Origin of the sequence: Lentzea atacamensis (genome assembly GCF_003269295.1) — a bacterium.
Lineage (GTDB): Bacteria > Actinomycetota > Actinomycetes > Mycobacteriales > Pseudonocardiaceae > Lentzea > Lentzea atacamensis.
Genome location: NZ_QLTT01000002.1, coordinates 831956 through 856860 on the forward strand (window position 1 = coordinate 831956; position 24905 = coordinate 856860).

Here is a 24905-nt window from a genome sequence, read left to right on the forward strand (position 1 = left end):
GCTCGCTCGGGGGAAGTGTGTCCGCGGAAAGCGCGGACCGCGTCGCTCGCAGTGTCTTTGCTGGGGGCGGCCCCCAGACCCCCGGACGAAGGAGAGGAACCACAGGTGCGCGATCTGGTCGAGATCGGCATGGGCCGGACCGCGAGGCGGGCCTACGAGCTGGACGACATCGAGATCATCCCGTCCCGTCGCACGAGGTCGTCGAAGGACGTCTCGACGACGTGGCAGATCGATGCCTACCGCTTCGACATCCCGCTGATCACCCACCCGACCGACGCGATCGTGTCGCCGGGCGTCGCGGTCGCGGTCGGCGAGCTGGGCGGTCTCGGAGTGCTCAACGCCGAGGGCCTCTGGGCGCGGCACGGCGACGTCGACGAGGCGTTGTTCCGCCTGGTGCAGGCCACGGAGGACAGCGACGACCCGGCCGCGGCCGTGAAGGTGCTGCAGGAGCTGCACGCCGCCCCGCTGCGGATGGACCTGGTCGCCGAGGCGATCAAGCAGGTCCGCGAGTCGGGCGTCACCGTCGCGGTCCGCGTCAGCCCGCAGCGCGCCGCGGAGCTGACCCCGGACCTGCTGGCCGCCGGCGTCGAGATCCTGGTCGTGCAGGGCACGATCATCTCGGCCGAGCACGTGTCGCGCGGCGGTGAGCCGCTGAACCTGAAGTCGTTCATCGCGGACCTCGACATCCCGGTGATCGCCGGTGGTGTCGGCGACTACCGCACGGCCATGCACCTGATGCGCACCGGCGCGGCGGGCGTGATCGTCGGCTACGGCTACACGCCGGGCGTCACCACCACCGACTCCGTGCTGGGCATCGGCGTGCCGATGGCCACCGCGATCGCCGACGCCGCGGCCGCCCGCCGCGACTACCTCGACGAGACCGGCGGCCGCTACGTGCACGTCATCGCGGACGGCGGGATCACGACCTCTGGCGACGTGGCGAAGTCCATCGCCTGCGGTGCCGACGCCGTGATGCTGGGCGAGCCCCTCGCCGCCGCGACCGAGGCGCCCGGCCAGGGCCTGTACTGGACCGCCTCGTCCGCGCACCCGTCGGTGCCGCGCAGCCTGGTCGCGGAGGCCGTGGACCAGGAGCTCGACCTGCGCAAGCTGCTGTTCGGCCCGTCCTCCGACCCGCGCGGCGTGACGAACCTGTTCGGCGCGCTCAAGCGGGCCATGGCCAAGACCGGCTACTCCGACCTCAAGGAGTTCCAGAAGGTCGGCCTTACGATCCGCGGCTGAACTCGATCATCCAGAAGGGTGCGCTCCAGCCGGGGCGCACCCTTCTGCTTTGCTGGAACCGTGCCGCTCGTCGAGATCACCTACGCACCTCACGTTCCCCACAAAGCGCTGAAGGAACTCGCCGCGATGCTCCCGCACGCGGTGTCGGTGGCCGTGGAGTGCCCAGAGGAGCCCTACGACGGCAACCTCCAACCCGGTGACGTGGAACTGCGCTTCCGCGTCCGCGGCCCGTTCGACTCGGACGGCGTGGACGTGGTGATCGAGATCCGCTCCAAGTGGTTCGAGAGCCGCGCCGCCAACCGTCAGGACCGCGTCGACGGACTGTGCAGGGCGGTCGCGGAAGCGACAGGGCTGAACGACATCGGCATCTACCTGAGCCTCCCGGTGGCGGCCTGGGTCCAAAGCTGATCTTGCAACCGGCCCCGCCACTCACGCGTCCTGAAAGGCATGGACTTGGACATCCTGTTCGGCGGCAACAGCGACAACAGCACGGATCTGGACACGATCGACACGGACGCCGAGGTCCAGGACGTCGAGGAAGCAGCCGAGGACGCACCCGAGGAGAACGGCATCGGCTGGAAGGTCCTGGCCCTGTTCATCTGCGGCGGCCTGGTGATCACCGCGCTGGCCGTCGCCTTCATGGTGTGGGTCATCGAGGGCCTGGTCCTGTAGGTCCGGCGGGCGCCCTGTCATCTGTGCACTTTTTCTGTATAGTTTTCTGCATGGCCGCTCTTCACGAGGCTCGTGAGCTGACCGTCACCGAGGCCACAAAACGTGGTGTCGCCGGTCTGGTCGCCGACGCCGAGCAAAGCGGTCCGGTGGTTGTCACCCGGCACAGTCGTCCGGTCGCCGCAGTCGTCCCCATGAGCCGCCTGTCCGAGATCGACGAAGCGGCCGCTGACCTGAGGGATCTGGCGCTCGTGCTGGCGCGTTCGGCCGCTGATTCCGGCCGCCGTACCTCCTTCGACGATGTGCTGGCGGCCTTCGGGCACACCCGTGAGTCGCTGGCGGCGATGAAGGACGACGACGCGCTCGATGACTGAGGTTCTGTTCACCGACGCGGCGATCGACGACCTGCGTCGCCTCGGGCCGGATGTCGTGCCCAAGGTGCTCAAGAAGATCCAGATTCTGCTCGACGATCCGCAGGCGGGGCATCCGCTCGGTGGTGAGCTCACCGGCTTTCGGAAGTTGGTGGTCGGGCGCAACCACTGGCGGATCGTCTATCGGATCGCCGCCGACGGCGCGGTCGAGGTGTGCGAAGTCTGGTGCGTGGGTGCCCGTTCGGACGCCGAGGTCTACGCCGAGGCGTCGGCGAGGGTCGCCGAGGTGGCGGACCGGGACTCGACGCTGGCCAGGCTGGCTGGCGTGATCGGCAGGCTCGGCCGGCTCGCGGGAGACGTGATCGTCGAGCAGCCCGTGGTGCGGGAGCCGGTCCCGGACTGGCTGGCGCAAAGACTCGTGCACACTGCGGGCGTGCCGGTGGAGAAGGTGGCCGCCCTGAGTCTTGAACAGGCGGTCGACCTCTGGACCGCCTTCATCAGTTCTCCCTCCGCGTCTGAACCGATCGGGGACTAGGCGTTACCGGAAGTAACGCCTACTCTCCGGTCCATGGGTGAACTCGCCGGTAACTTCGATGTCGTCATCGTCGGCTCCGGGTTCGGTGGCAGCGTTGCCGCGCTCCGCCTGACCGAGAAGGGCTACCGCGTCGCCGTGCTGGAGGCGGGACGCAGGTTCGCCGACGACGAGTTCGCCACGACCAGCTGGAACCTCCGCAAGTACCTGTGGGCGCCGCAGCTCAGGTGCTTCGGCATCCAGCGCATCCACCTCCTCCGCAACGTCATGGTGCTGGCAGGGGCGGGCGTCGGCGGCGGCAGCCTCGTCTACGCCAACACGCTCTACCGGCCGCTCAAGCCGTTCTACGAGGACCGGCAGTGGGCGCACATCACCGACTGGCAGGACGAGCTGGAGCCGTTCTACGACCAGGCGAGCCGGATGCTGGGTGTGGTGACGAACCCCACGACGACCCCGAGCGACGTCGTCATGCAGAAGGTCGCGAAGGACATGGGCGTCGAGGACAGCTACCACCCGACGCCCGTCGGCGTGTACTTCGGCGAGCCGGGCAAGAAGGCCGAGGACCCGTACTTCGGGGGTGCCGGGCCGGAGCGCACCGGGTGCACCGAGTGCGGCAGCTGCATGTCCGGTTGCCGGGTGGGCGCCAAGAACACGCTGGTCAAGAACTACCTCTACCTCGCGGAGAAGCTCGGCGCGCAGGTCTACCCGCTGACCACGGTCACCAGGCTCGACGAGAACGACGGCCGGTGGACCATCGAGACCAAGACGACCGGCGGCAGGGCGAAGAAGACCTTCACCGCCGACCAGGTCGTGCTCGCCGCCGGCACGTGGGGCACGCAGCAGCTCCTGCACCGGGCCAGGGCGAGCACCCTGCCCAAGATCTCGAAGAAGCTCGGTGAGCTCACCCGCACCAACTCCGAGTCGATCATCGGGGCCGCGAGGTACTCGGTCGACCCGGACAACGACTTCACCAAGGGTGTCGCGATCACGAGCTCCATCCACCCCGACGAGATCACGCACATCGAGCCCGTCCGTTACGGCAAGGGCAGCAACGCCATGGGACTGCTGCAGACCCTCGCCACGGACGGTGCGGCGAGCACGCCGAGGTGGCTGCAGTTCCTCAAAGAAGCGGTGAAGCACCCGTTGAAGGTCCTCAGGCTGCTGAGCGTGCACCGGTGGAGCGAGCGAACCGTGATCCTGCTGGTGATGCAGAGCCTCGACAACTCCATCACCACGTTCCTCAAGCGCGGCAAACTCAGCAGCAAGCAGGGGCACGGCGAGCCCAACCCGGCGTTCATCCCCGCCGGTCACGAGGCGAACCTGTTGGCAGCCAAGCACATCGACGGCATGGCCGGCGGTACGTGGGGTGAGCTGTTCAACATCCCGCTGACCGCGCACTTCATCGGCGGCTGCGCGATCGGCGCCACCGAGGACGACGGCGTGATCGATCCGTACCACCGCGTCTTCAACTACCCAGGACTGTCCGTTGTGGACGGTGCGGCAATCAGTGCGAACCTCGGCGTGAACCCGAGTCTCACGATCACCGCGCAGGCAGAGCGGGCGTTCTCGCTGTGGCCGAACAAGGGTGAGCAGGACCAGCGGCCGGACCAGCACCAGCCGTACCGGAGGATCAGCCCGACGAGGCCGAGGAACCCGGCGGTGCCCGATCAAGCTCCAGCCGCATTGCGGTTGCCGATCGTGAAGGCGTCCTGACACGGTGGAGTCATGGCCAAAAAGCCTTTTGCCTCCAGCGCCGACCTCGCCCCGAAGGACGAGGTGTTCGTCGAGCTCGCCGAGGGTGTCTACGCCCTGACCGCCGAAGGCGACCCCAACGTCGGGGCGATCGAGGCCGAGGACTTCCTGATCTGCTTCGAAGCGCGCGCCACACCCGCGGCCGCGCGCCGGTGGCTCACCACGCTGCGCAAACACACGAAGAAGCCGGTCCGGTACCTGGTGCTCAGCCACTACCACGCCGTCCGCACGCTCGGCGCCAGCGCGTTCGACGCCCAGGAGATCGTCGCGCACGAGATGACGCGGGTGCTGATCGCCGAACGCGGGCAGCAGGACTGGGCGAGCGAGTACGGCCGCATGCCTCGGCTCTTCGAGAAGCCGGAGGAGATTCCCGGCCTGACCTGGCCGACGCTCACGTTCTCCGACCGCATGACGATCCCGCTGGGCGACGAGCGCGGCGACCTCGTGCTGCAGCACCTCGGCCGCGGGCACACGGCGGGCGACATCGTGGCGTGGCTGCCGCAGCAGCGCATCCTCTTCGCCGGTGACCTCGTCGAGTCGCAGGCCGCGCTCTACACCGGTGACGCCTTCCACGACGAGTGGGCGACGTCCACTTTGGACGAGGTCGAGGATCTGGGCGCGGAGGTTCTCGTCGGCGGGCGGGGCAGGGTCGCCCGCGACCGCATCGAGGTCGGCGCCGCGATCAACCAGAGCAGGCACTTCCTCAACGAGCTGCGCCGCACGGTCGGCGGGGTGCACGCCGACGGCGGCACGCTCAAGCAGGCCTTCGAGCTGGCGCACAGGACGCTCGAACCCCGCTACGGGCGCTGGCCGATCTTCGAGCACTGCCTGCCGTTCAACGTGAAGCGCTACTGGGACGAGTGCGACGGCAGGGACTGGCCGGAGATCTGGACCGCCGAACGCGACCGCGCCGTGTGGGACGCCCTCCAGTGAAACCGGTGCTCATCGTCGGTGCCGGGCCGGTCGGCCTCACCGCCGCGCTCTTCCTGGCCCGCGCCGGCGTGCCGAGCGTGATCCTGGAGAAGGTCGAGCGGCGCAGCCGGCAGGGCAGCCGCTCGATCTGCGTCCAGCGCGACGTCCTGGAGATCCTCGAACGGATCGGCGTCGGCCAGGCGGTCGCCGACGCGGGTGTCACCTGGTACACCGGCCGCACCTACCACCGCGACCGCGAGGTGCTGACCCTGACCTTCCCGGAGGTCAAGGGTTTCCCGCCGTTCGTGAACACCCCGCAGACCGTCGTCGAGCAGCTGCTGGAAGAACGCGTCCGCACCGAGCCGCTCGTCGAGCTCCGCTACGGCCACGCCCTCACGACTTTGATCCAGGACGACGAGGGAGTGTCCACAAAGGACGGAATAGCGGCGACCCACTGCATCGCCGCGGACGGCGTGCACTCGACGGTGAGACAGCTCCTGGACATCCCGTTCGAGGGCTTCTCGTTCGACGACCGGTTCATCATCGCCGACGTCCGCGTCGACCTGGACTTCGAGACACCAGAACGCCGTTTCTACTTCGACCCGCCGTGGAATCCCGGCCGCCAGGTGCTTCTGCACCCGCAACCGGAGGGCGTCTGGCGGATCGACTGGCAGGTGGCCGAGGACGTCCAGCTCACCGACGACCACATCCGCGCGATCGTCGGGGACAAGCCGTACGAGGTGGTCTGGCAGTCCACCTACCGCTTCCACCAGCGCCGCGCGAAAGCCTTCAGAAAGGGCAGGATCCTGCTCGCCGGCGACGCCGCGCACGTGATGAGCCCGTTCGGCGCCCGCGGCCTGAACTCCGGCATCTGCGACGCCGACAACGCGGCGTGGAAGATCGCGGCCGACCGCACCGGCGACGCGGGCCCGCACCTCCTCGACTCCTACGAGATCGAACGCGGGCAGGCCGCCGACGAGAACCTGAGGATCACCGGCGACACGATGCGATTCCTGGTGCCGGGGAACGAAGAAGAGCGCGCACACCGGCAGAAGGCACTCGAGACAGGCGAAGGCATCGACTCCGGCAAGCTCTTCACGCCGTTCTCCTACGAGAACTCCCCTCTCACGACCGACGGTGGCGACCTGATCCCGGGCTCCCGCACCGCGGGACCCGGCTTCACGACGAGGGACGGCTGGCTGATCAGGCCGGATGGGCATGTTGCCGCACACCGTTGCGACGATCAGGTGAAGCTCCGCGCACTCGGCTGGTGAGGAGTGACCCAGGCACCACCATCGGTCTCGGGGGTGTTCAAGTCATGGAGATCAACAGACGAACTTTCTTGCAAACGAGCGCACTCGCCGTCGCGGGCTTGGGGATGGGCACCGGGACGGCCGTGGCCGACACCAACTGGGCGAAGCTGCGCAAACGGCTCGGCAACCGGCTCGTGCTGCCGCAGGACCCCGGCTACGACCAGCTGCGGATGCCGTGGAACCACGTTTACGCACATCGCAGGCCGGCCGCGATCGCGAGGTGCGTCAGGCCTGAAGACGTCCAGGCCTGCCTGGACTTCGCGTCGCACGAACGCATCCCGGTCGCCGCACGCAGCGGCAAGCACAGCTACGCGGCCTACTCGCTGCCGGAGAACGGCCTGGTCGTCGACCTCGCCGGGATTGCCGCGGTGAACGTCGCCGGCCGTCGAGCACAGGTCGGCGCGGGTGCCCAGCTCCTGCCGGTCTACGAGGCCATCGGTGCCGCCGGACAGGCTCTGCCCGCCGGCACGTGCCGTTCGGTCGGCATCGGCGGGCTCACGCTCGGCGGCGGCATCAGCGTGATCGGCCGCAAGTACGGACTCACCTGCGACCGCCTGGTGAGCGCCAGGATCGTCACGCCGGACGGCTGCCTGCGCACCGCGTCCGCGCACGAGGAACCCGATCTGTACTGGGCTTTGCGCGGCGGCGGTGGCGGCAACTTCGGCATCGTCACGCAGTTCACGTTCCGCACCGACCCGGCGCCCGGCCTGACCGTGTTCGCGCTCGGCTACCCGCGGGCTGCGTCGGCGGACGTGTTCGACGCCTGGCAGGAGTGGATGGCTCAGGCACCGGACGAGCTGTGGTCCAGCTGCACCGTCGAGGCCGGCCCCGTGTCGTCCGCCAGAGTCGGCGGCGCCTACGTGGGCACGGCGAAGAACCTGGTGCCGCTGCTGGACCGGATGCCGCCCGCGGAGCGGACCTTCCAGGAGATGGGTTACCTGGAGACGATGCGCTACTACGCGGGAAACCCGAGTTCTGGCTTCCCGTTCGTGGCGTCGTCGCGCATGCTCCGCCACCACGTGCCCGGCTCGCGGGTCGCGGCCCTGATGGACGGGCAGCGCGACGGCGCGATCCTGTTCGACTCGTTCGGCGGTGCGCTCAACCGGGTCGCGCCGGACGCCACCGCGTTCCCGCACCGCGACGCCAGGACCAGCGCGCAGATCTTCTTCGGTGCCGGCGACAGGACAGAGGCGGAGACTCGCCGGGTGGTCGCGGCAGTGCGGGACGGGCTCGGCGCGGGCACCACCGGGTACGTGAACTACATCGACCCGGAGATGCCGGACTGGCCGACCGCCTACTACGGCCGCAACCTCGCGCGACTCAGGCGAGTCGCGCGACGGTACGACCCGGACCGCGTGCTGGCGTTCCCGCAGGGGCTATAGCGGGATCCCCGTCAGGACGGTCACGCGCTCCTCGGTGAAGTCCTCCATCGCCGACCGGACGCCCTCACGCCCGGTGCCCGAGCCCTTCACACCGCCGTAGGGCATCTGGTCGGCGCGGTAGGACGGCACGTCACCGATGATCACGCCACCGACCTCGAGCTCGGCCGCGGCCTCGAACGCCACCTGCACGTCGCGGGTGAACACGCCGGCCTGCAGCCCGTACTTGGTGTCGTTGGCCTGCGCGAACGCGTCCTCGACGCCGTCGGCGACCGAGACGACGAGCACCGGCCCGAAGATCTCCTCGGTCCACAGCTTGGTGTTGAAGGGCACGTCCGCCAGCACGGTCGGCTCGACGGTCGTCCCGGTCCGCTTGCCGCCGAGCAGCACGCGCGCGCCCGCGTCGGCGGCCATGTGGACCCACTCCTCGACGCGGCGGGCGTTGTCCTCGTCGATCAACGGGCCGACCTCGACCTCGGGGTCGTGCGGGTCACCGGTCTTCAGCGCTCCCACCGCCTCCACGAGCTTCGGCACGAACTCGTCGGCGACCGAGCGGTCCACGATCACCCGCTGCACCGCGATGCACGACTGCCCGGCCTGGTAGTTGCCGAACGTCGCGATGCGCTGCGCCGCGTGGTCCAGGTCCGTCCAGTCGGGACAGATGATCGCGGCCGCGTTGGAGCCCAGTTCCATCACGACGTGCTTGCGCGGTGCGGCTTCCATCAGCGACCAGCCGACCTTCGTGGACCCGGTGAACGAGATCACCGGCAGCCGCTCGTCACTGACCAACGCGTCCATGTCCTTGCCGCGCACGGGAAGGATCGAGAACGCGCCCTCCGGCAGATCGGTCTCGGCCAGGATCTCGCCCAGCAGCAGGGCACTCAACGGCGTGGCGGACGCGGGCTTCACGATCACCGGTGCACCCACCGCGAGCGCCGGCGCGACCTTGTGCGCCACCAGGTTCAGCGGGAAGTTGAACGGCGCCACCGCCAGCACCGGCCCGCGCGGCACGTGGCGCACGATCGCCATCCTGCCCACGCCGTTCGCGTCGGTGTCGAGCCGCTGCAGCCCACCGGTGAACCGCCGGGCCTCCTCCGCGGCGAACCGGAACGTGTTGACCGCGCGCGAGACCTCGATCTCCGCCCACTTGAGCGGCTTGCCGTTCTCCGCGGTGATCGTCTCGGCGATCTCCTCCGCGCGCTCGGCCAGCGTCCGCGACACCTGCAGCAGTGCCTCGGCCCGCACGTGCGCCGGTGTTCGGCGGAACTCCCTGGCCACCGCCGCGGCCGCCGCCACCGCACGTTCCACCTGGTCTCTGCTTGGTACCGCGACCGAGGCGACCTCGGTGCCGTCGAACGGGTGGAAGACCTGTAACGCCTGCTCGCCCTGCTCGGGGCGGCCGGCGATCCAGCACGGCCTGGGTTGCGGCGTGAACGCGTCCATGTGACTCACGTTAAGCCCTATTGGCCTGCACGTACTCGATGAGTCCCTTGTAGTAGTCGTCGTGACGTTCCGCGCGTTGCTGCACGAACGCCGGATGCTCGCGAATGGTGCGAATCGCGTCGTCCAGTCGCTGCAGCACGTGCTCGTCGTTGTAGACGCATCCGTAGGCCTCGCAGAACAGCTGAGCACGGCGTTTGCGCTCGTGGGGGAGCCCCAGCACGAACTGGATGATCGCCCAGCTGACGTCCCACCAGCGCGGTCCCGGATGCGCCGAGTCGAAGTCGAAGATGCCGACGGGCAGACCGTCTCGATAGGTGGTGTTGTACGGCGCGAAGTCGCCGTGGAGCACCACCTCGACCGGCTCTCTGGCGGGGTGCTGCCACCCGTCGAGCCGATCGACGAGGGGGAGTGTCGCGTCGTGGAGCCTGCGCAGCATCAACGCCGATTCGATCAACGAGGCGTCGTCGGACGGGAACACGTGGCCAACGTCACCGGGCAGGTAGCTGAGCAGCTCGTGCTCGCCGTCCAGTCCGAGCGGAACCGGCGCGATCCCCAGAGGTGCCAAGTGCCGCAACAACTCGTGCACCCGAGGGGCCCACGGACCGGCCGGTCTGCGCACCGCGTCACCCACCCTGAACACCTGGTTCAGCCCGCCTCCGGTCAGCAGCTCTCCGTCCACGCATGACATCCTTGGCGGTGTGTCCGACACCAGCAACCGCCCTGTTCTCGTCGTCGACTTCGGCGCCCAGTACGCGCAGCTGATCGCCCGACGCGTGCGTGAGGCCCAGGTCTACTCCGAGGTGGTCCCGCACACCGCGACGGTGAGCGAGATCCTCGACAAGAACCCGCTGGCCATCGTGCTGTCCGGTGGCCCGTCGAGCGTCTACGAGGAGGGCGCGCCGCAGGTCGACCCGAAGCTGTTCGAGACCGGCGTCCCCGTCTTCGGCATCTGTTACGGCTTCCAGGCCATGGCGCGCGCACTCGGCGGCGCAGTTGAACAGACCGGCACCCGCGAGTACGGCCGCACCGAGCTCGGCGTCACCGGCGCGGGCGGCTCGCTGCACGAGGAGCTGCCCGGCCACCACCCGGTGTGGATGAGCCACGGCGACGCCGTCACCAAGGCGCCGGAGGGCTTCACCGTCACCGCGACCAGCGAGGGTGCCCCGGTCGCCGCGTTCGAGGACACCGAACGCCGCTTCGCCGGTGTGCAGTACCACCCGGAGGTGCACCACTCGCCGCACGGCCAGGAGGTGCTGCGCCGGTTCCTGCACGACATCGCGGGCATCCGTCCGCAGTGGACCACGTCGTCCATCGTGGACGAGCAGGTCACGCGGATCCGCGAGCAGATCGGTGAGGGCAAGGCGATCTGCGCCCTGTCCGGCGGTGTCGACTCCGCCGTGGCCGCCGCTCTCGTCCAGCGCGCCATCGGTGACCGGCTCACCTGCGTCTTCGTCGACCACGGCCTGCTGCGCGCCGGTGAGCGCGCCCAGGTCGAGCGCGACTACGTGGCCGCCACGGGCGTCAACCTGATCACGGTCGACGCGCGCGAGCGGTTCCTCAACGCACTCGCCGGCGTCACCGACCCGGAGGAGAAGCGCAAGATCATCGGCCGCGAGTTCATCCGCGTGTTCGAGCAGGCGGAGCGCGACCTCAAGGCCGAGGGCGACTACCGCTTCCTGGTGCAGGGCACGCTCTACCCGGACGTGGTCGAGTCCGGCGGCGGCACCGGCACCGCGAACATCAAGTCGCACCACAACGTCGGCGGCCTGCCGGACGACCTGCAGTTCGAGCTGGTCGAGCCGCTGCGCGCGCTGTTCAAGGACGAGGTCCGCCGCGTCGGCACCGAGCTGGGCCTGCCGGAGACGATCGTCCAGCGCCAGCCGTTCCCCGGCCCCGGCCTCGGCATCCGGATCATCGGCGAGGTCACCCAGGACCGCCTGGACACGCTGCGCCAGGCCGACGCCATCGCGCGCGAGGAGCTCACCGCCGCCGGTCTCGACCGCCAGATCTGGCAGTGCCCGGTCGTGCTGCTCGCGGACGTCCGCAGCGTCGGTGTGCAGGGTGACGGCCGCACGTACGGCCACCCGATCGTGCTGCGCCCGGTGTCGTCCGAGGACGCGATGACGGCGGACTGGACGCGGCTGCCGTACGAGGTGCTGGAGCGGATCTCGACCCGGATCACCAACGAGGTGGCAGAGGTCAACCGCGTGGTGCTGGACGTGACGTCCAAGCCGCCGGGCACCATCGAGTGGGAGTGACCTGAAGAAACGGCCCCCGGTCAGCTGACCGGGGGCCGTTTCTCATTTCGGGGACTTCCGCCTCAAGGAGTTGGTCAGCAGGACCACTCCGACCACGATGGCCGTTCCTCCCAGCGCCCACCGGAAGTCGAACCAGAACGTCCCGTTGCTCAGCACGTAGGCCGCCATCAGACCGCCACCGATCCCGAAGATCAGGCTGAGCAGGTCGATCCGCCTGCGCGTCACCGGCTCAGTCACGGAGCACCTTCACCTCTCCGACGTTCGTCCGAACGTCCAGATCGATCTTCAAGCCGCCCTCGCCGTTGTCGCCGAAGTCGGTGCCGCTGACCTGCTCGACGCTGCCCTCGGCCGTCTTCCCGAAGCAGTTGAGCTCGCCGATGGACGTGGCCTCGCAGTTGAACGTCACGTCCGCGTTCTTCGGCACGTGCACGATCAGCTCACCGAGGTCCGCTTCGACCGCGGTCTTCACCGAACCGGAGTCCGGCAGCTGCCGGAGGTCGAGCATCACGCTGCCCACACCGATCCGGTAGCGGTCCTTCACGTCGGCGACGGACTTGGGCGTGTCCGAGAGGCTGCCCAGGTTGTGGGGTCCCTCGAACCCGACCGCCGTCATGCCGAAGCCCGCCACGGACAGCGGAACCAGCAGCCAGATCAGGCCGCGGGCACCGCCGGTGAACGACCCGATCAGCAGACCGGCCGCCAGCACCGCGATCAGCAGGCCGATGACGTGCGGGACCGTGAACCACGGCGCCCAGGTCCAGGCGATCGCGGATCCCGCGATCACGAGCGCCGCCGCGCCTGCCGTCGCCAGCGCGACACGCGGCTTGCGCGGCCTGGGGGCCGGTGGCTGCGGCGCGGCCGCCGGTTCCGGCAGGTCCCACGCGAACGGGGCGGCACCGAGCGGGTCCCAGGCCGGCGCCCCCGCCACCGGTGGCACGGGTGCGGGCTCGGCGACGGCCGCCGGCGCGAGGTGCCCGCGGTTCTTCTGCAGCAGGTAGATGCACGCGACCGTCGCGGCCAGCGTCACGATGACCTGGAACCCTCCGCTGCCGAACGTGAACGCGAGCGCGGGGAACATCAGGAAGCTCAGCAGCACCGTCTGCGCCTGCGACATGGAGCTGGTGCCCTTGTTGATCAGGGCTTCGAGCGGGGAGACCTCGTCGCCCTCCTCGGGCAGCAGCAGCCAGCCCGCCAGGTACATCGGCAGTCCGACGCCGCCCGACAACGCGAGCGCGACGAACGCGATCCGCACGATCACCGGGTCGATCTGGTAGCGCATGGCGATACCGGTGGCGACGCCGCCGATCTTGCGCCCCGCGCGGGGCCGCACCGGCCGGTGGGCCCAGAACTCTCTGAGCGTGTCCGCCACGCCCTGCATTGCCTTCTCAGTCCCGCTCACGGTGACAAGGTTGCGCTTCCACGCCTGGAACCACATCAGGGACCAGCCCTGATTCGCGGAACCGGGGTCATCCCTGATGAACAACTCGCCGGGACGTGTGACGATCGGATGGTGAGTGCACGGATTGAGCCGATGCGCCGCCGACGCACCGGCCGGGTCGTCGCGGGCGTCGCGAGCGGGCTGGCGGAACACCTCGGCGCACCGGTCTTCTGGGTGCGCGCGATCTTCGCCGTGTTCGCCGCGCTGAGCGGTGTCGGAATCATCGCCTACGCCCTGCTCTGGATGTTCGTCCCGCAGTCGACGGTGACGGAACCGGAGACCGAGAAGGACCGCAAGGAGTGGCAGCAGGCCGTCGGTCTCGCCGCCGTCGGCATCGGCGTCGCGGTCTTCACCGGGTTGATCGGCAGCGCGGCGAGCGGCTGGATCACCGGCCCGATCGCCGTGGCACTCGTGGGCGCCGCGGTCGTGTGGCGTGAGGCGGACGAGGCACAGCGGCGTCGCTGGAAAGACGGGGCGCTGGCGCAGGGGAAGACGGGGATCGTGCGGACGGTGGCGGGAGGTGCGCTGGTTCTGGCGGGCGTGGCCGCCTTCCTCGTCGCGAACGACTCGGTCCAGAACCTCTCGACCGTCGTGCTCTCCGTGCTCGCCACGTTGATCGGTGTCGCGGTCCTGACCGTGCCGCTGTGGATGCGGCTGGTGCGCGATCTGGACGCCGAACGCCGGGCACGCATCCGGACCGAGGAACGCGCCGAGATCGCCGCCCACCTGCACGACTCCGTGCTGCAAACGCTTGCGCTCATCCAGAAGCAGTCCGAGTCGCCGCGAGAGGTGAAGCGCCTGGCCCGCAGCCAGGAACGCGAGCTGCGCAGCTGGCTCTACGGCCGTGAGGTGGGCGAGCAGCCGACGACCATGAGCATCGCCATCGCCCAGACGTGCGCGGAGGTGGAGGACGACTTCGCGATCGCCGTGTCGCAGGTCGTGGTCGGCGACTGCGACCTGGAAGACGGGATGTTCGCGTTGATCCAGGCCTCCAAGGAGGCCATGGTGAACGCCGCCAAGCACGCAGGCGTCGCCGAGGTCAGCCTGTACGCCGAGATCGAACCGGACAAGGTGACCGTGTTCGTGCGCGACCGCGGCAAGGGTTTCGACCCGGACGCCGTGCCGGAGGACCGGCATGGCCTCGCGGGCAGCATCCGGGGGAGGATGGACCGGCACGGCGGACAGGTGCGGCTGCGCACCGCGCCCGGTGAGGGGACCGAGGTGCAGCTGGAGATGCCGAGGAAGACGGAGGCCAGGACGTGACCGTGAGGGTGTTCCTGGTGGACGACCACGCGTTGTTCCGCGCGGGGGTGCGGGCCGAGCTCGACACCATCACCGACGAGGTGGAAGTGGTCGGCGAGGCGGGCAGCGTCGGCGAGGCGGTGGCGGGCATCGCGCACCACAAACCGGACGTGGTGCTGCTCGACGTGCACATGCCGGACGGCGGTGGCGCCGAGGTGCTGCGGCAGATCCGGACCAAGATTCCCGAGGTCACGTTCCTCGCGTTGTCGGTGTCGGACGCGGCGGAGGACGTCATCAACGTCATCCGCGCCGGTGCCCGCGGCTACGTCACCAAGACGATCTCCAGCCAGGAGCTGGTCAAGGCGGTCGTGCGGGTCAGCGAGGGCGACGCGGTGTTCTCCCCGCGACTGGCCGGGTTCGTGCTGGACGCGTTCGCCGACCGGCCGGGTGCCGCGCCGATCAGCGACCCCGAGCTCGACCTGCTGACGCCGCGGGAGCGGGACGTCCTGCGGCTGCTCGCGCGCGGCTACGCTTACAAGGAGATCGCGTCCGAGCTGTTCATCAGCGTGAAGACGGTGGAGACGCACGTGTCGAGCGTCCTGCGGAAGACGCAGCTCTCCAACCGGTACGAGCTCTCCCGCTGGGCCACTGATCGCAGACTGGTCTGAAGGGTTTCCGGGGGACTTGATCAAAAAGGTCGCCCGCGGTGCCACCGAGGTGCTGGCACCGTGGGTCTGGGTGATACTGCTGCCGTTCGCCGTGGCCGCGGCGACGGAGAGCTTCTGGAAGACGTTGCTGTGGGGGTTCGTGGTCGCCGTGACGGCGTCCGTCATTCCGATGGCCGTCATCGTCAGAGGCGCGCGCAAGGGCAAGTGGGACGGCCACCACGTCACGAACCGCGAGGGGCGGCTCGTTCCGCTGGTCACGGCCGGTGCGTCGCTGGCCGCCGGCACGGTGATCATGGTGCTGGGCAGCGCGCCGTCGAGCATGCTCGCTCTGGCGGGCAGCATGTTCGCGTCGTTGATCGTCAGCATGGCGATCACGTTCGGGATGAGGTGGAAGATCTCGCTGCATGCCGCGGTGGCGTGGGCGGCCGTCGTGACACTGGCGATCGTCTACGGCCCGTGGTTGCTGCTGATCGCGCTGCCGGCGGCGCTGGTGGCGTGGTCGCGCGTCGAGCTCGGTGACCACACGACGGCGCAGGTGCTGGCGGGGACGGCGATGGGCGTGATCGTGGGCGGCGGCAGCTTCTGGCTGCTCAGCTGATCTGCTTGGAGCTGACGATCTTCATCTGGCTGTTCACGTTGCCGACCTCGACCTCGTAGACACCGCGCTGCTGCTCGCCCTTGATCGTGTTCATGACGAGCTCGACGGTGACGACCCAGTTCGCGCCTGCCGACCGCACCGGCACGCTGGTGTCGCGACACTGGAGCTCGGTGTAGCCCTTCCACCGGGCAACGTACTTCTCCCGCGGCTCGCTCGCGCGTTCCCAGAGGTTCGCCCACGCCCCGTCGGGGTTGCCGGGCAGCTGGGCGTAGTGCTCGGAGACGAACGTGCGCGCCTCGGGGGCCGTGAAGTACCGGACCTCCCGCTGGTCGGGAAAGCCCGCCTCGTTGATCGGGGTCAGGTCGCCGGTGCCCGACCAGTACGCGGCGGCCGCGCCGCCCCCGATCCCGAGCAGCCCGATGATCGAGAGGATCACCAGGATCCGCCGGTTCGGCGGCTTGAGCCTGCGCGGCTCGGGGATGGGAAGCGGCTGGGACGGCTGCGGCTCGGCGGCCAGCAGGTCCGCGGCCTCCTGCGCGCTCGGCCGGTCCTTCGGGTCCTGGGAGAGCAGGCGCATGAGCAACGGGGTGAGCTCGCCCGCGTTCTTGGGATCCCGCAGCTGCCCGCTGGCGGCACGGTAGATGAGGCCGAAGCTGTTGTCGCTGGGCCCGAAGACCGACTCGCCCTCGACGGCCGCGTAGATCGTGGCGCCCAGGGAGAACACGTCGGACGCCTCGTCGGGCTGCTCGCCGCGCGCTACCTCCGGCGCGAGGTAGGCGGGGGTGCCCGAGATCATGCCGGTCTCGGTCAGCGTGCCGTCACCGCTGGCCTTGGAGATGCCGAAGTCGGTGATCTTGACCGTGCCGTCGTCGCCGATCAGGACGTTGCCTGGCTTGATGTCGCGGTGCACGATGCCCGCCGCGTGCGCCGCGGCCAGTGCCGACGCGACCTTGGCGCCGATGCTCGCGGCCTGGGCCGGCTTGAGCGGCCCCTGCTCGGCGATGAGCGCCGACAGGCTGCGGGACGGCAGGTACTCCATGACGATCCACGGCTCTTCGTGCTCGTCTCCCACGACGTCGAACACCGCGATCGCGTGCGCGTGGTGCAGCCGGGCCGCGTTGCGCGCCTCGCGCATCGCCCGCTGGTGGTCTCCGGTGATGAGCTGCTTGACCGCGACCTCGCGCGCCAGCAGTTCGTCGCGCGCCCGCCAGACAACCCCCATCGCGCCGCTGCCGACGCGCTCGAGGAGCGTGTAGCGGCCGCCGATGGTGGTTGTCACACCACGAGAGTAATCAATCACGGAGACCGACATCCGGGGTTCACGCTCAACAGGTGGTGCAGACCACCGCCGAACCCTGCGGATCCCCGTCACCGGTGGGGACTCGTCCAGGCTCTTCGCCGTCGCTGCCCACGACGACGAACCCTCAGGTGGTCTCCCGCGCCCGTCAGACCACCCGCCGCAGAACTAGTCGATCGTCGAGACCAGCTTCTGCAGCTCCCGGTCGAAGTCGATCCACAGGTCCTCCTCGCCCGGCTGGACGACGTCGTACGAGCTGTCCAGGAACGCCGCCACGTCCTCGGCGATCGCGCTGAGGATGGCGAACCCGGTCGGCGCGTTCAGCTCGACCAGGACGCGCTCCGGGTCGTCGGACGCGGGGCGGACGAGGATGTCGCCCTCACCGGACGGGGTCAGCAGACCGTCGGCCAGCAGGTCGCGGGCGAACATCCACTCGACGCGGCCCGTGCCCGTGTGGAACACGATGGCGACCGCGTACGGGTCCTCCGGGTCGTAGACCAGTTCGGCCACCACCGGCGCTGGAGCCGCGCCAGGGGCCAGCAGCTGAAAAGTCGTCCGGGTGGTGACCTTCAGGTTTTCGTTGTTCATGTCGATGTCCTTCCCAGGCTGGTCTCCATGTCCGCTCACAAACAGGAGACGGCCAAGCAGCCGGATAAGGACGCGATTCGTCTCGGAACCATCCTTCTGGGGGAGACGGGCGTCTCATCCCTCAGCGTTTGACCAGGTCGCGCGTCTCGTTTGGTGAGACTTTCTGACCAGCCGAGACGGGCTGCCTCCTGGTCAGTGCAACGCCCAGGAGCACCACGATCATGCCCGCGACGACCCTCGTGTTGAGCTGCTCCCCGAGGAAGATCGCTCCAAGGAGTACCGAGACCACGGGCAGAAGGTAACCGACGGTAGTTGCCGTGGTGGCGCCCTCGTCCGCGATGACGCGGTAGTTGAGGATGAAAGCCACGCCGGTGCCGAAGATGCCCAGGATCGCCACGGCGACGATGCCGATCCAGTGCAGGTGCACCGGCTCGAGCCCGCCGAACGGCACCGCGAGGATCAGCAGGCCCATCGCGGTGGTCAGCTGCATCGCGGCGAGCTGCGTCGAGGTCGCACCCGTGTTGACCAGCTTGCGGCCGGCGTAGGAGTAGCCGACGGCGTAGCTCGCGGCCCCGATGAGGCACAGCACCGCACCCCAGCTCGCGATGGAGTTGGCCGCCTGCCACGGCGCGAAGATCAGCAGCACGCCGGCGAAACCCGTGCCGAGGCCGAGCATCCGGACGAGGTTGCTGAACTTCTCCGTGCCCAGCACCAGTCCGATGGCCAGCGCGAACAGCGGCGTCGTCGAGTTGAGAACGCCGGACACGCCGGAGTCGACGGTCTGGCCGCCGATCGCGAACAGGGTGAACGGGATCGCGCTGCCGAACAGCGCGACGACCAGCATGTGTCCCCAGATCCGCCGGTCGCGCGGCAGCGTCATCCTCGCCGTGACGAGCACGACGAACAGCACGGCCGCGCCGAAGAACGTCCGCACGAGCGAGATCTGCAGGGGAGCGAGGCTCCCCAGTGCAAGCTTCATCCACAGGAAGCTGGATCCCCACAGCAGGGCGAGCACGCCCATCCTGATCAACGTTCCGCGTTGGTTCACATGTCAACGATGCGTGCTCCAACCCGTAAATACAATTTAATTGTTGTGCATAACCTTTAAGCAGAGCTGTAAGGTTGAGGGATGCTGGACGTGCGACGCATGCAGGTGCTCAGGGCGGTCGTGACCTCGGGTTCCATCACCGCGGCGGCGACGAACCTCGGCTACACCCCGTCCGCCATCTCGCAGCAGGTCGCGGGCCTCGAGAAGCAGGCGGGCCTGCCGCTGCTGGAGCGGGTGGGCCGCGGGGTCCGCCCGACCGCCGCCGGCCGGCTGCTGACCGAGCACGCCGCGCGCGTGGCCGAGCAGCTCGCCGAGGCCGAGAGCGCGCTGACGGCGTTGCGCCAGGGCTGTGCCGGGATCCTGCGCGTCCGCTACTTCGCCACGGCGGGAGCGGCGCTCGTGCCACCCGCGGTGGCCCAGTTCCGCGCCGAACGCTCCGGCGTCGAGCTGGACCTGAAGCTCACCGAGCCGACCGACCCGTTCGAGGAGCTCGCCGCCGGCCGTGCCGACGTCGCGATCACCGTGCTGGAACCCGACGAGCCCGCTCCCGAGGGCGTGGTCGCCCGGCACCTGCTCGCCGACCCGTTCTTCGCCGTGCTGCCCCGCGGCCACGCGCTGTCCCGCAAGCGCGTGATCGACCTGGGCGAGCTCGCGGAGGAGCCGTGGATCTTCGCTGACTTCGGCGCCACGGGGCCGTGCAAGGACCTGGTGGTGAACGCGTGCGCCGGCGCGGGATTCGCACCGAAGGTCGTCGTGGAAAGCGACGACTACGCGACCGCACAGGGATTCGTGGCTGCCGGGCTCGGTGTCACGATCATTCCCCGGCTGGGCCTGGGGTATGCGCATCCGGGCGTCGTGCTGCGCAAGGTGCGCAATCCAGAGCCGGTGCGGCACATCCACGTCGTGTACCGCGAGGAAGCAGCGTCGAACCCCGCCGTGGTGGCGCTGGCCGAAGCCCTGGAGAAGGCCGCGCGGGCCTCCTGACCAGGCTCAGAACACCCCTAGGGCGTGTTCTGGGCAGCGAGTGAGTCCTGGGCGGACAGCTCTGCAGCCAGTTCCATGCAGCGCAGGCGGGCCGGGGAAAAGTCGTAGGGCATCTTGCCGATGGCTTCGAACGCGCTCATGGAGCCGGCCTCCCGTCTGCCAGAACCGTCATCGGCGGTAGCAGGGTGCAAAGCGTCCCAGGCGTCGAAGAGTGCATCGTCGGCCTCATCCGCGCCGGACTCCTCGATGACGGCGTGCAGGGCGTTTTCGAAGGCGTGCCGCTCGACGGCCACTTGAGCTACCCGTGGATCATCGACGGCGACGCTGTCGTCGAGTGCCTCCTCGGCGGCATCGATGCGGTCGGATTCCTCCCGCAGAGCGGGATGCGTGGCCAGGACGACGAAGCGGGTGGCCTGGACGGCCGCGCCGAGCGGACCGAAGATCCGCTCGGTGACCAGCAGAGTGTCCAGGTCCGCCTGACGCAGGGAGCCTTCCGGCAGGCTCTTGAGGCGTTCGGTGACGAAGTCGGAGAGCAGGCCCATCCGGCTGCCTTCGGTGCGCATCCGCTGCACGGCGGTCCGTTGCCGCCGCAGTTCCGCTTCCTGCTCGGCGAGGGTGTCCTCCAACCGCTCCAGGATGCCCGCGACACCGTCTCCGCTGTCCGCACCGGCGGTGGTGAAGGCGTCACGGATGTCGTCCAGGGCGATCCCGGCGTCGGCCATCTTGCGAATCCACAGCAGGCGGATCATGTCCTCGTACCCGTAGCGGCGGCGGTCATCACCGCCCCGCTCGGGCTCGGGGAGCAGGCCGATCTCGTGGTAATGGCGAATCGCCCGCGGCGTGGTGCCGGCGAAGGCGGCCGCGTCACCGATCTTGACCTGGCGGGGTGGCATGAAGGACGAATGCACGAGCAGGGACCTTCCCTAAAGGCATCGGGACGTGAGTCCACTGGACCACATGCCGCTACGGAAGGTGCAACCCCGTAGACACCGCCCCGGCCTAGACCCCGCCGAGCGACTTGTCGCTGTGCAGCAGGAAGTTCGGGCTGGCCCACTGGAACGAGATACCGCGCCGTTCCGTGGTCGTGCCACCGCTCTTCTTGGTGTACTCGATCTCGACTTCCCAGTAGAAGCCTTCTTTTTCGGTCGCGTTGAGGACCTTGGCTTCTTTGATCCCCGACCAGAAGGTCTGGAATCCGCTGTAACCACCGGGGTAGCTGCCCTGGAAGTTGGCGTTGCCGAACTTCCAGGCTTCTTCCGGCGAGCTCGGGGCGGTGTTGAAGTAGTCGTTCAGGAAGCCGCGCATGTCCTCGGGGCCCGGCTGGGTCGTCCACTGACCGGCCTTGCCCGATGACTTGGGCGGCGTCGACGGCTTCGAGGTGTCCTGCGTCTGCTGGACCTTCGTGTTGCCGCCGGCCTGGTCGGAGCCGGGGGTCTTGTTGTCGTTGTTCGAGATAATGCTCGCGAACATGATGCCGATCACCGCCGCCGCCACGATGGCGAGCGCCGTGTAGACGGTCGACTTCTTGCTCTTCGCCGACGACAGCGGCGTCTGCTTCGGGCGCTGCGAGTACTGGGGCGCGGCTGCCGGGCGGTGGTTCGACGGCGGCTGCTGCGAGGGCATGGCGCGCGGAGGCGTGTGCAGGTCCACACGGGTCGCGGCGGGGTGAGGCGGCTGCTGGGGCGTGAGTGCGCGCGTGGCAGCCTGTTGCTGCGGCTGCTGCTGCACCGGGGCACCACGCCACGACGGCGGGTGCGTCGGGGCGACCACGGCCGGGGTGAAGGCGGGGGCGGCCTGGCCGTTCGCGACGGCGGCGAGCGCGTCGCGGGCCTCGGCCATGGTCGGGCGGTCTTCCGGCTCCGCGCGCAGCAGGCGCATCAGCAGCGCGGTCAGCGGGCCGGCGTTGCGCGGCGGGTTGACCTTGCCGGAGGCGACCTTGTGCAGCAGCGCGATGGTGTTCTCGCTCAGGCCGAACGGCGGCTCGCCCTCGATCGCGGCGTACAGCGTCGAGCCGAGCGAGAAGACGTCCGACGGCGAGCCGGGGTCGTAGCCCTTGGCGACCTCAGGAGCGAGGTAGGCAGGGGTGCCGGCGAGCATGCCTGTCGCGGTGACGGTGACGTCACCGGTCGCGCGGGAGATGCCGAAGTCGGTGATCTTGACCGTGCCGTCGTCGCCGAGCAGCACGTTGCCGGGCTTGATGTCGCGGTGCACGATGCCCGCGTTGTGCGCGGCGGCCAGGGCGGAGGCGACCTGCATGCCGATCGAGGCCACGTCACGCGGCGGGAGCGTGCCACGCTCCGAGAGCACTGCGGAGAGGCTCTTGGACGGCAGGTACTCCATCACGAGCCACGGCTGGCCGTCGTCCTCGGCCACGTCGTAGACAGCGACCGCGTGCGGGTGCTGCAGGCGTGCCGCGATGCGGCCCTCGCGCATGGCCCGTCTCTTCGCCTCGTCCGTGTCGGCTTCGGCGAGTCCGGGCTGCAAGAGCAGTTGCTTGACCGCGACGGTGCGGTGCAGACGTTCGTCGTGTGCCGTCCAGACGACGCCCATGGCGCCGCTACCGATCCGCTGGCTCAATCGGTAGCGACCAGCGACCAATCGGCCATCGTCGGTCACAGTTGCTCCCCGCTGTGCGGTCACTTAGCTCTCTGTTCAACGGCTCGTCACACCATCGGGTTCAGATCACCCCAACGGTGCGGGTACCCACCTTACGAGATATCTACGACACGACGCGCTCAGGTGGTCGGCTTGACCACAGGCGGCGTCGTGGTGGTTGTCGTAGTCGTCGTGCTTGACGGCGGCGGCGGCGTTGTAGTCGTCGTCGTTGTAGTCGTCGTGGTGGTCGTAGTTGTAGTCGTCGTAGTGCTAGACGTCGTTTCGCGCGTTGTCGTTGCCTCGGGCGTGGTGGTCGTCACCTCTGCGACAGACGTTGTCGTCGGTGTCACCTGAGACGACGAGACCGGCGGCGCGGACGGCGTCTTCTCTTCTTTGTTGAACACGCCCAGCGCGACCATCAGGCCACCGATGACCAGCAACAACGCCAGAACGATCGCCGCGATCACCAGCGGCCGGTTGTCCTGCTGCTTGCCTGCCGCAGGAACCGTCGGCGGTGCGGTGCGAGCAGGTGCGGTGCGGGCCACCGGCACGACCCTGGTGCGGTCGGGCTCCACGACCGTAGTCGGATCAGGACCGATGGGCACAGGCAGGCCGCTGAACGACGGCGAACGCCCGTGCGCTACCGCGTTGAGCAGCTCGCGCGCCTGGGGCATCGTCGGCCGGTCGTCCGGCTCGTAGTTCAGCAGGTACAGCAGCGTGTCGGCGAGCGGGTGGTCGACGGTCGGCGGGTTGATCCGCCCGGCCGCGACGGCGTGCAGAACACCGAGAGTGTTCTCGCTCACTCCATAGGGCGGCTCGCCCTCCATCGCGGCGAACAGCGTCGAACCGAGCGAGTAGACGTCGGAGGCCGGCGTCGGGTCCTGGCCCCGCGCGATCTCCGGCGCGAGGTACGCGGGCGTGCCGGCGATCAGGCCGGTCTTGGTGACCGTGATGTCGTCCGAGGCGCGCGAGATGCCGAAGTCGGTGATCTTGACGACGCCGTTCTCGGCGATCAGGACGTTGCCCGGCTTGATGTCGCGGTGCACGATGCCCGCCGCGTGCGCCGCGGCGAGTGCCGCCGCGCACTGGGCGCCGATGTGGGCGACCTCGATCGGGTCCATCGGCCCGCCCTCGGCCAGCGCGTCGGCGAGGCTGTAGGACGGCAGGTACTCCATGACCAGGCACGGGACGCCGTCTTCCTCGACGACGTCGTACACGGCGATGGCGTTCGGGTGGTGCAGCTTGGCGGCGATCCGGCCCTCGCGCATGGCGCGCTGGATGGCCTCGTCCTGCTCGGCCTCGTCCAGGCCGGGCGCGAGGAGCAGCTGCTTGATCGCGACCTCACGGCCGAGGCGTTCGTCGTGGGCGCGCCAGACGATGCCCATCGCGCCGGAGCCGATGCGGTCGAGGAAGCGGTAGCGGTCGGCGACCAGCCGGCCGTCGGTGGCGTCGGACGTCGTCACGCGATCACCTGGCCGCGCGGCGATGGGGAGACTGCGGTGGCAGCAGGTCCCACGCTCGTGCTCCTCGTGCGGTAGTCAGCGGTCGTCCGGATTTGCCCGCACAGGGTACCCCTGCCGTGGGCGGTCGCTGAGCTACCGGTTGTGCCTCAGTTCGCCGGGGCGAAGAAGTCGAAGCCGCCCACGGTGTCGCCAACGGTGTTCAGGACGGGGTCCAGCAGCCCGAGGTCCACGCTGACGTCGACCGGGTTGGACGGCGTGGGCAGCGGGTTCGACGAGCTGGGCGGCGTGCTGCTCGGCGTGCTGCTGGGCGGGTTCGCGGAGGAGCTCGGCGGCGGAGCGGGCGATTCGCTCGACGGCGGCGTGCTCAGGCCCGGCGTGGTCTGCGGCGTGGACGAGGGGGGCGTGCTGGCCGGCGGCGCCTCGGGGGTGGGCTGCTGCGTCGGCTGCTGGGTCTGCGGGGTCTGCTGCTTCGGGCGCTGTGGTTGCTGCTGGACGTACGGGGCGACGCGGGTGGTCGGGTTCGTCGTCGGGTCGGCCTGCTCGGGCTGGGCGGCGTCTTCCTGCGGCGTCTTGTTCGACGGCAGCTTCACGACACCCTCGGTGCCGGCGCTCGCGCCGCGGGCCTGGGCGCGCTCGTCGAACCGCACCTCGGCGAGCGGGCGCTCGTCCGTCGGGGACAGCCACGACGAGGCGGCGAAGGCGACCGAACCGCAGAGGACCACGCCACCGCTGGCCGCGGCGGCCAGCTTGCCGACGGTGAACCCGCCGCGCTGCGTGTCGTCGGTGCGCCCCTCGCGGCGCAGCAGCTCCGTGATGTGCAGCTCCTTCATGGGCTGCTTCTTGGGCTTGCTGCCCGGTGCCTTGACCGCCTTGAACTTGATCGTCGGCTCGAACGCTTCGGGGGTGATGTCGTCGGTGATCACCGGGAACTCCACGGTCTCCGCCTCGCGGCGGGCGATCAGCTCGGCGACGGACAGCTGGCCGGTCGACTCAGCCGAACCGTTCAGCCGCCGACGATGGTCCTCAATCGACACCGCTCGTTCACCCTTCCAAGTTCGCGTCTGCGCACTGGCGGGAACATGGATACCGAATCGTGACCCGAGATGTAACCCCTTC

Annotated in this window: 25 protein-coding genes; 14 read left to right on the forward strand and 11 right to left on the reverse strand. The window is 69.3% G+C overall.

What is annotated here, in order from left to right; translation table 11 throughout:
- Positions 1-105 precede the first annotated feature (105 nt).
- Genes C8D87_RS13020 through C8D87_RS13060 form a run of 9 tightly spaced genes read left to right on the forward strand, consistent with a single transcriptional unit; the run spans position 106 to position 8170 of the window.
- A complete protein-coding gene (locus tag C8D87_RS13020; protein WP_112226785.1) occupies positions 106-1239 on the forward strand; it encodes a GuaB3 family IMP dehydrogenase-related protein in 1134 nt (377 codons plus the stop codon).
- A 60-nt stretch (positions 1240-1299) separates the two neighbouring features.
- The gene (locus tag C8D87_RS13025; RefSeq protein ID WP_112226786.1) at positions 1300-1647 is read left to right on the forward strand and encodes a hypothetical protein; all 348 of its coding nucleotides are present in this window, start codon (positions 1300-1302) and stop codon (positions 1645-1647) included.
- 39 nt (positions 1648-1686) lie between these two features.
- Positions 1687-1911 (forward strand): hypothetical protein, encoded by a 225-nt coding sequence (locus tag C8D87_RS13030; protein ID WP_109639018.1) that lies wholly within the window; start codon positions 1687-1689, stop codon positions 1909-1911.
- A 50-nt stretch (positions 1912-1961) separates the two neighbouring features.
- Positions 1962-2282 (forward strand): type II toxin-antitoxin system Phd/YefM family antitoxin, encoded by a 321-nt coding sequence (locus tag C8D87_RS13035; RefSeq protein WP_109639019.1) that lies wholly within the window; start codon positions 1962-1964, stop codon positions 2280-2282.
- Positions 2275-2814 carry a type II toxin-antitoxin system RelE family toxin gene (locus C8D87_RS13040; RefSeq protein ID WP_112226787.1) on the forward strand — a complete coding sequence of 180 codons (540 nt, stop codon included), beginning with the start codon at positions 2275-2277 and terminating at the stop codon, positions 2812-2814. The genes C8D87_RS13035 and C8D87_RS13040 overlap by 8 nt, the downstream gene beginning before the upstream one ends.
- 33 nt (positions 2815-2847) lie before the next feature.
- Positions 2848-4524: an FAD-dependent oxidoreductase gene (locus C8D87_RS13045; protein WP_112226788.1), complete on the forward strand. Its 1677-nt coding sequence runs from the start codon at positions 2848-2850 to the stop codon at positions 4522-4524.
- A 12-nt stretch (positions 4525-4536) separates the two neighbouring features.
- Complete coding sequence (locus tag C8D87_RS13050) at positions 4537-5496, forward strand: MBL fold metallo-hydrolase (RefSeq protein WP_112226789.1); 960 nt, start codon at positions 4537-4539, stop codon at positions 5494-5496.
- A gap of 5 nt (positions 5497-5501) precedes the next feature.
- Entirely contained in the window at positions 5502-6749 is a 1248-nt protein-coding gene (locus C8D87_RS13055) for an FAD-dependent monooxygenase (RefSeq protein ID WP_112227060.1), read from the forward strand.
- 44 nt (positions 6750-6793) lie between these two features.
- Positions 6794-8170 (forward strand): FAD-dependent oxidoreductase, encoded by a 1377-nt coding sequence (locus C8D87_RS13060; protein WP_112226790.1) that lies wholly within the window; start codon positions 6794-6796, stop codon positions 8168-8170.
- Here C8D87_RS13060 and C8D87_RS13065 read toward each other — a convergent pair.
- Entirely contained in the window at positions 8165-9610 is a 1446-nt protein-coding gene (locus C8D87_RS13065; protein WP_112226791.1) for an aldehyde dehydrogenase family protein, read from the reverse strand. The genes C8D87_RS13060 and C8D87_RS13065 overlap by 6 nt on opposite strands.
- 10 nt (positions 9611-9620) lie before the next feature.
- Positions 9621-10289: an aminoglycoside phosphotransferase family protein gene (locus C8D87_RS13070; RefSeq protein ID WP_109639025.1), complete on the reverse strand. Its 669-nt coding sequence runs from the start codon at positions 10287-10289 to the stop codon at positions 9621-9623.
- Between the two features lie 19 nt (positions 10290-10308).
- On the opposite strand from C8D87_RS13070, the gene guaA reads away from it, so the two are divergent.
- A complete protein-coding gene (gene guaA, locus C8D87_RS13075) occupies positions 10309-11868 on the forward strand; it encodes a glutamine-hydrolyzing GMP synthase (RefSeq protein ID WP_112226793.1) in 1560 nt (519 codons plus the stop codon).
- Positions 11869-11910: 42 nt separating this feature from the next.
- Here the strand turns inward: guaA and C8D87_RS13080 are convergent, their stop codons facing one another.
- Together C8D87_RS13080 and C8D87_RS13085 are read right to left on the reverse strand one after the other, a co-directional pair.
- A complete protein-coding gene (locus tag C8D87_RS13080) occupies positions 11911-12105 on the reverse strand; it encodes a hypothetical protein (protein WP_109639027.1) in 195 nt (64 codons plus the stop codon).
- Positions 12098-13267 (reverse strand): PspC domain-containing protein, encoded by a 1170-nt coding sequence (locus tag C8D87_RS13085; RefSeq protein WP_233442053.1) that lies wholly within the window; start codon positions 13265-13267, stop codon positions 12098-12100. Before C8D87_RS13085 ends, C8D87_RS13080 begins: the two co-directional genes overlap by 8 nt.
- A gap of 132 nt (positions 13268-13399) precedes the next feature.
- On the opposite strand from C8D87_RS13085, the gene C8D87_RS13090 reads away from it, so the two are divergent.
- Genes C8D87_RS13090 through C8D87_RS13100 form a run of 3 tightly spaced genes read left to right on the forward strand, consistent with a single transcriptional unit; the run spans position 13400 to position 15814 of the window.
- On the forward strand, positions 13400-14569 hold the full coding sequence (locus C8D87_RS13090; protein WP_411711358.1) for an ATP-binding protein: 1170 nt from the start codon (positions 13400-13402) through the stop codon (positions 14567-14569).
- Positions 14566-15216: a response regulator gene (locus tag C8D87_RS13095; RefSeq protein WP_109639029.1), complete on the forward strand. Its 651-nt coding sequence runs from the start codon at positions 14566-14568 to the stop codon at positions 15214-15216. The genes C8D87_RS13090 and C8D87_RS13095 overlap by 4 nt, the downstream gene beginning before the upstream one ends.
- A gap of 16 nt (positions 15217-15232) precedes the next feature.
- On the forward strand, positions 15233-15814 hold the full coding sequence (locus tag C8D87_RS13100; RefSeq protein WP_325049662.1) for a hypothetical protein: 582 nt from the start codon (positions 15233-15235) through the stop codon (positions 15812-15814).
- On the opposite strand, the gene C8D87_RS13105 is transcribed toward C8D87_RS13100, so the two are convergent.
- The 3 genes from C8D87_RS13105 to C8D87_RS13115 form a co-directional block, all read right to left on the reverse strand.
- The gene (locus tag C8D87_RS13105; protein WP_411711359.1) at positions 15807-17093 is read right to left on the reverse strand and encodes a serine/threonine-protein kinase; all 1287 of its coding nucleotides are present in this window, start codon (positions 17091-17093) and stop codon (positions 15807-15809) included. The genes C8D87_RS13100 and C8D87_RS13105 overlap by 8 nt on opposite strands.
- 186 nt (positions 17094-17279) lie before the next feature.
- The gene (locus C8D87_RS13110) at positions 17280-17699 is read right to left on the reverse strand and encodes an SsgA family sporulation/cell division regulator (RefSeq protein ID WP_112226796.1); all 420 of its coding nucleotides are present in this window, start codon (positions 17697-17699) and stop codon (positions 17280-17282) included.
- A 121-nt stretch (positions 17700-17820) separates the two neighbouring features.
- The gene (locus C8D87_RS13115) at positions 17821-18747 is read right to left on the reverse strand and encodes a DMT family transporter (RefSeq protein WP_233442055.1); all 927 of its coding nucleotides are present in this window, start codon (positions 18745-18747) and stop codon (positions 17821-17823) included.
- A gap of 81 nt (positions 18748-18828) precedes the next feature.
- Here C8D87_RS13115 and C8D87_RS13120 point away from each other — a divergent pair, with 81 nt between their 5' ends.
- A complete protein-coding gene (locus tag C8D87_RS13120; RefSeq protein WP_112226798.1) occupies positions 18829-19731 on the forward strand; it encodes a LysR family transcriptional regulator in 903 nt (300 codons plus the stop codon).
- Between the two features lie 17 nt (positions 19732-19748).
- Here the strand turns inward: C8D87_RS13120 and C8D87_RS13125 are convergent, their stop codons facing one another.
- The 4 genes from C8D87_RS13125 to C8D87_RS13140 all read right to left on the reverse strand — a co-directional run bounded on the left by C8D87_RS13125 (position 19749) and on the right by C8D87_RS13140 (position 24823).
- On the reverse strand, positions 19749-20639 hold the full coding sequence (locus C8D87_RS13125; RefSeq protein ID WP_112226799.1) for a MerR family transcriptional regulator: 891 nt from the start codon (positions 20637-20639) through the stop codon (positions 19749-19751).
- A gap of 91 nt (positions 20640-20730) precedes the next feature.
- Positions 20731-22347 carry a serine/threonine-protein kinase gene (locus C8D87_RS13130; RefSeq protein WP_112226800.1) on the reverse strand — a complete coding sequence of 539 codons (1617 nt, stop codon included), beginning with the start codon at positions 22345-22347 and terminating at the stop codon, positions 20731-20733.
- 119 nt (positions 22348-22466) lie between these two features.
- Positions 22467-23789, reverse strand: coding sequence for a serine/threonine-protein kinase (locus tag C8D87_RS13135; protein ID WP_233442057.1), 1323 nt, complete (start codon positions 23787-23789; stop codon positions 22467-22469).
- Between the two features lie 146 nt (positions 23790-23935).
- Positions 23936-24823, reverse strand: coding sequence for a hypothetical protein (locus C8D87_RS13140; protein ID WP_112226801.1), 888 nt, complete (start codon positions 24821-24823; stop codon positions 23936-23938).
- Between the last annotated feature and the right edge of the window lie 82 nt (positions 24824-24905).

Coding starts and splice junctions, on each gene's coding strand:
- C8D87_RS13030 (WP_109639018.1), top strand. CDS start 1,687: ATGGACTTGGACATCCTGTTCGGCGGCAACAGCGACAACAGCACGGAT.
- C8D87_RS13060 (WP_112226790.1), top strand. CDS start 6,794: ATGGAGATCAACAGACGAACTTTCTTGCAAACGAGCGCACTCGCCGTC.
- C8D87_RS13050 (WP_112226789.1), top strand. CDS start 4,537: ATGGCCAAAAAGCCTTTTGCCTCCAGCGCCGACCTCGCCCCGAAGGAC.
- C8D87_RS13065 (WP_112226791.1), bottom strand. CDS start 9,610: ATGGACGCGTTCACGCCGCAACCCAGGCCGTGCTGGATCGCCGGCCGC.
- C8D87_RS13040 (WP_112226787.1), top strand. CDS start 2,275: ATGACTGAGGTTCTGTTCACCGACGCGGCGATCGACGACCTGCGTCGC.
- C8D87_RS13035 (WP_109639019.1), top strand. CDS start 1,962: ATGGCCGCTCTTCACGAGGCTCGTGAGCTGACCGTCACCGAGGCCACA.
- C8D87_RS13045 (WP_112226788.1), top strand. CDS start 2,848: ATGGGTGAACTCGCCGGTAACTTCGATGTCGTCATCGTCGGCTCCGGG.
- C8D87_RS13120 (WP_112226798.1), top strand. CDS start 18,829: ATGCTGGACGTGCGACGCATGCAGGTGCTCAGGGCGGTCGTGACCTCG.
- C8D87_RS13090 (WP_411711358.1), top strand. CDS start 13,400: ATGCGCCGCCGACGCACCGGCCGGGTCGTCGCGGGCGTCGCGAGCGGG.
- C8D87_RS13110 (WP_112226796.1), bottom strand. CDS start 17,699: ATGAACAACGAAAACCTGAAGGTCACCACCCGGACGACTTTTCAGCTG.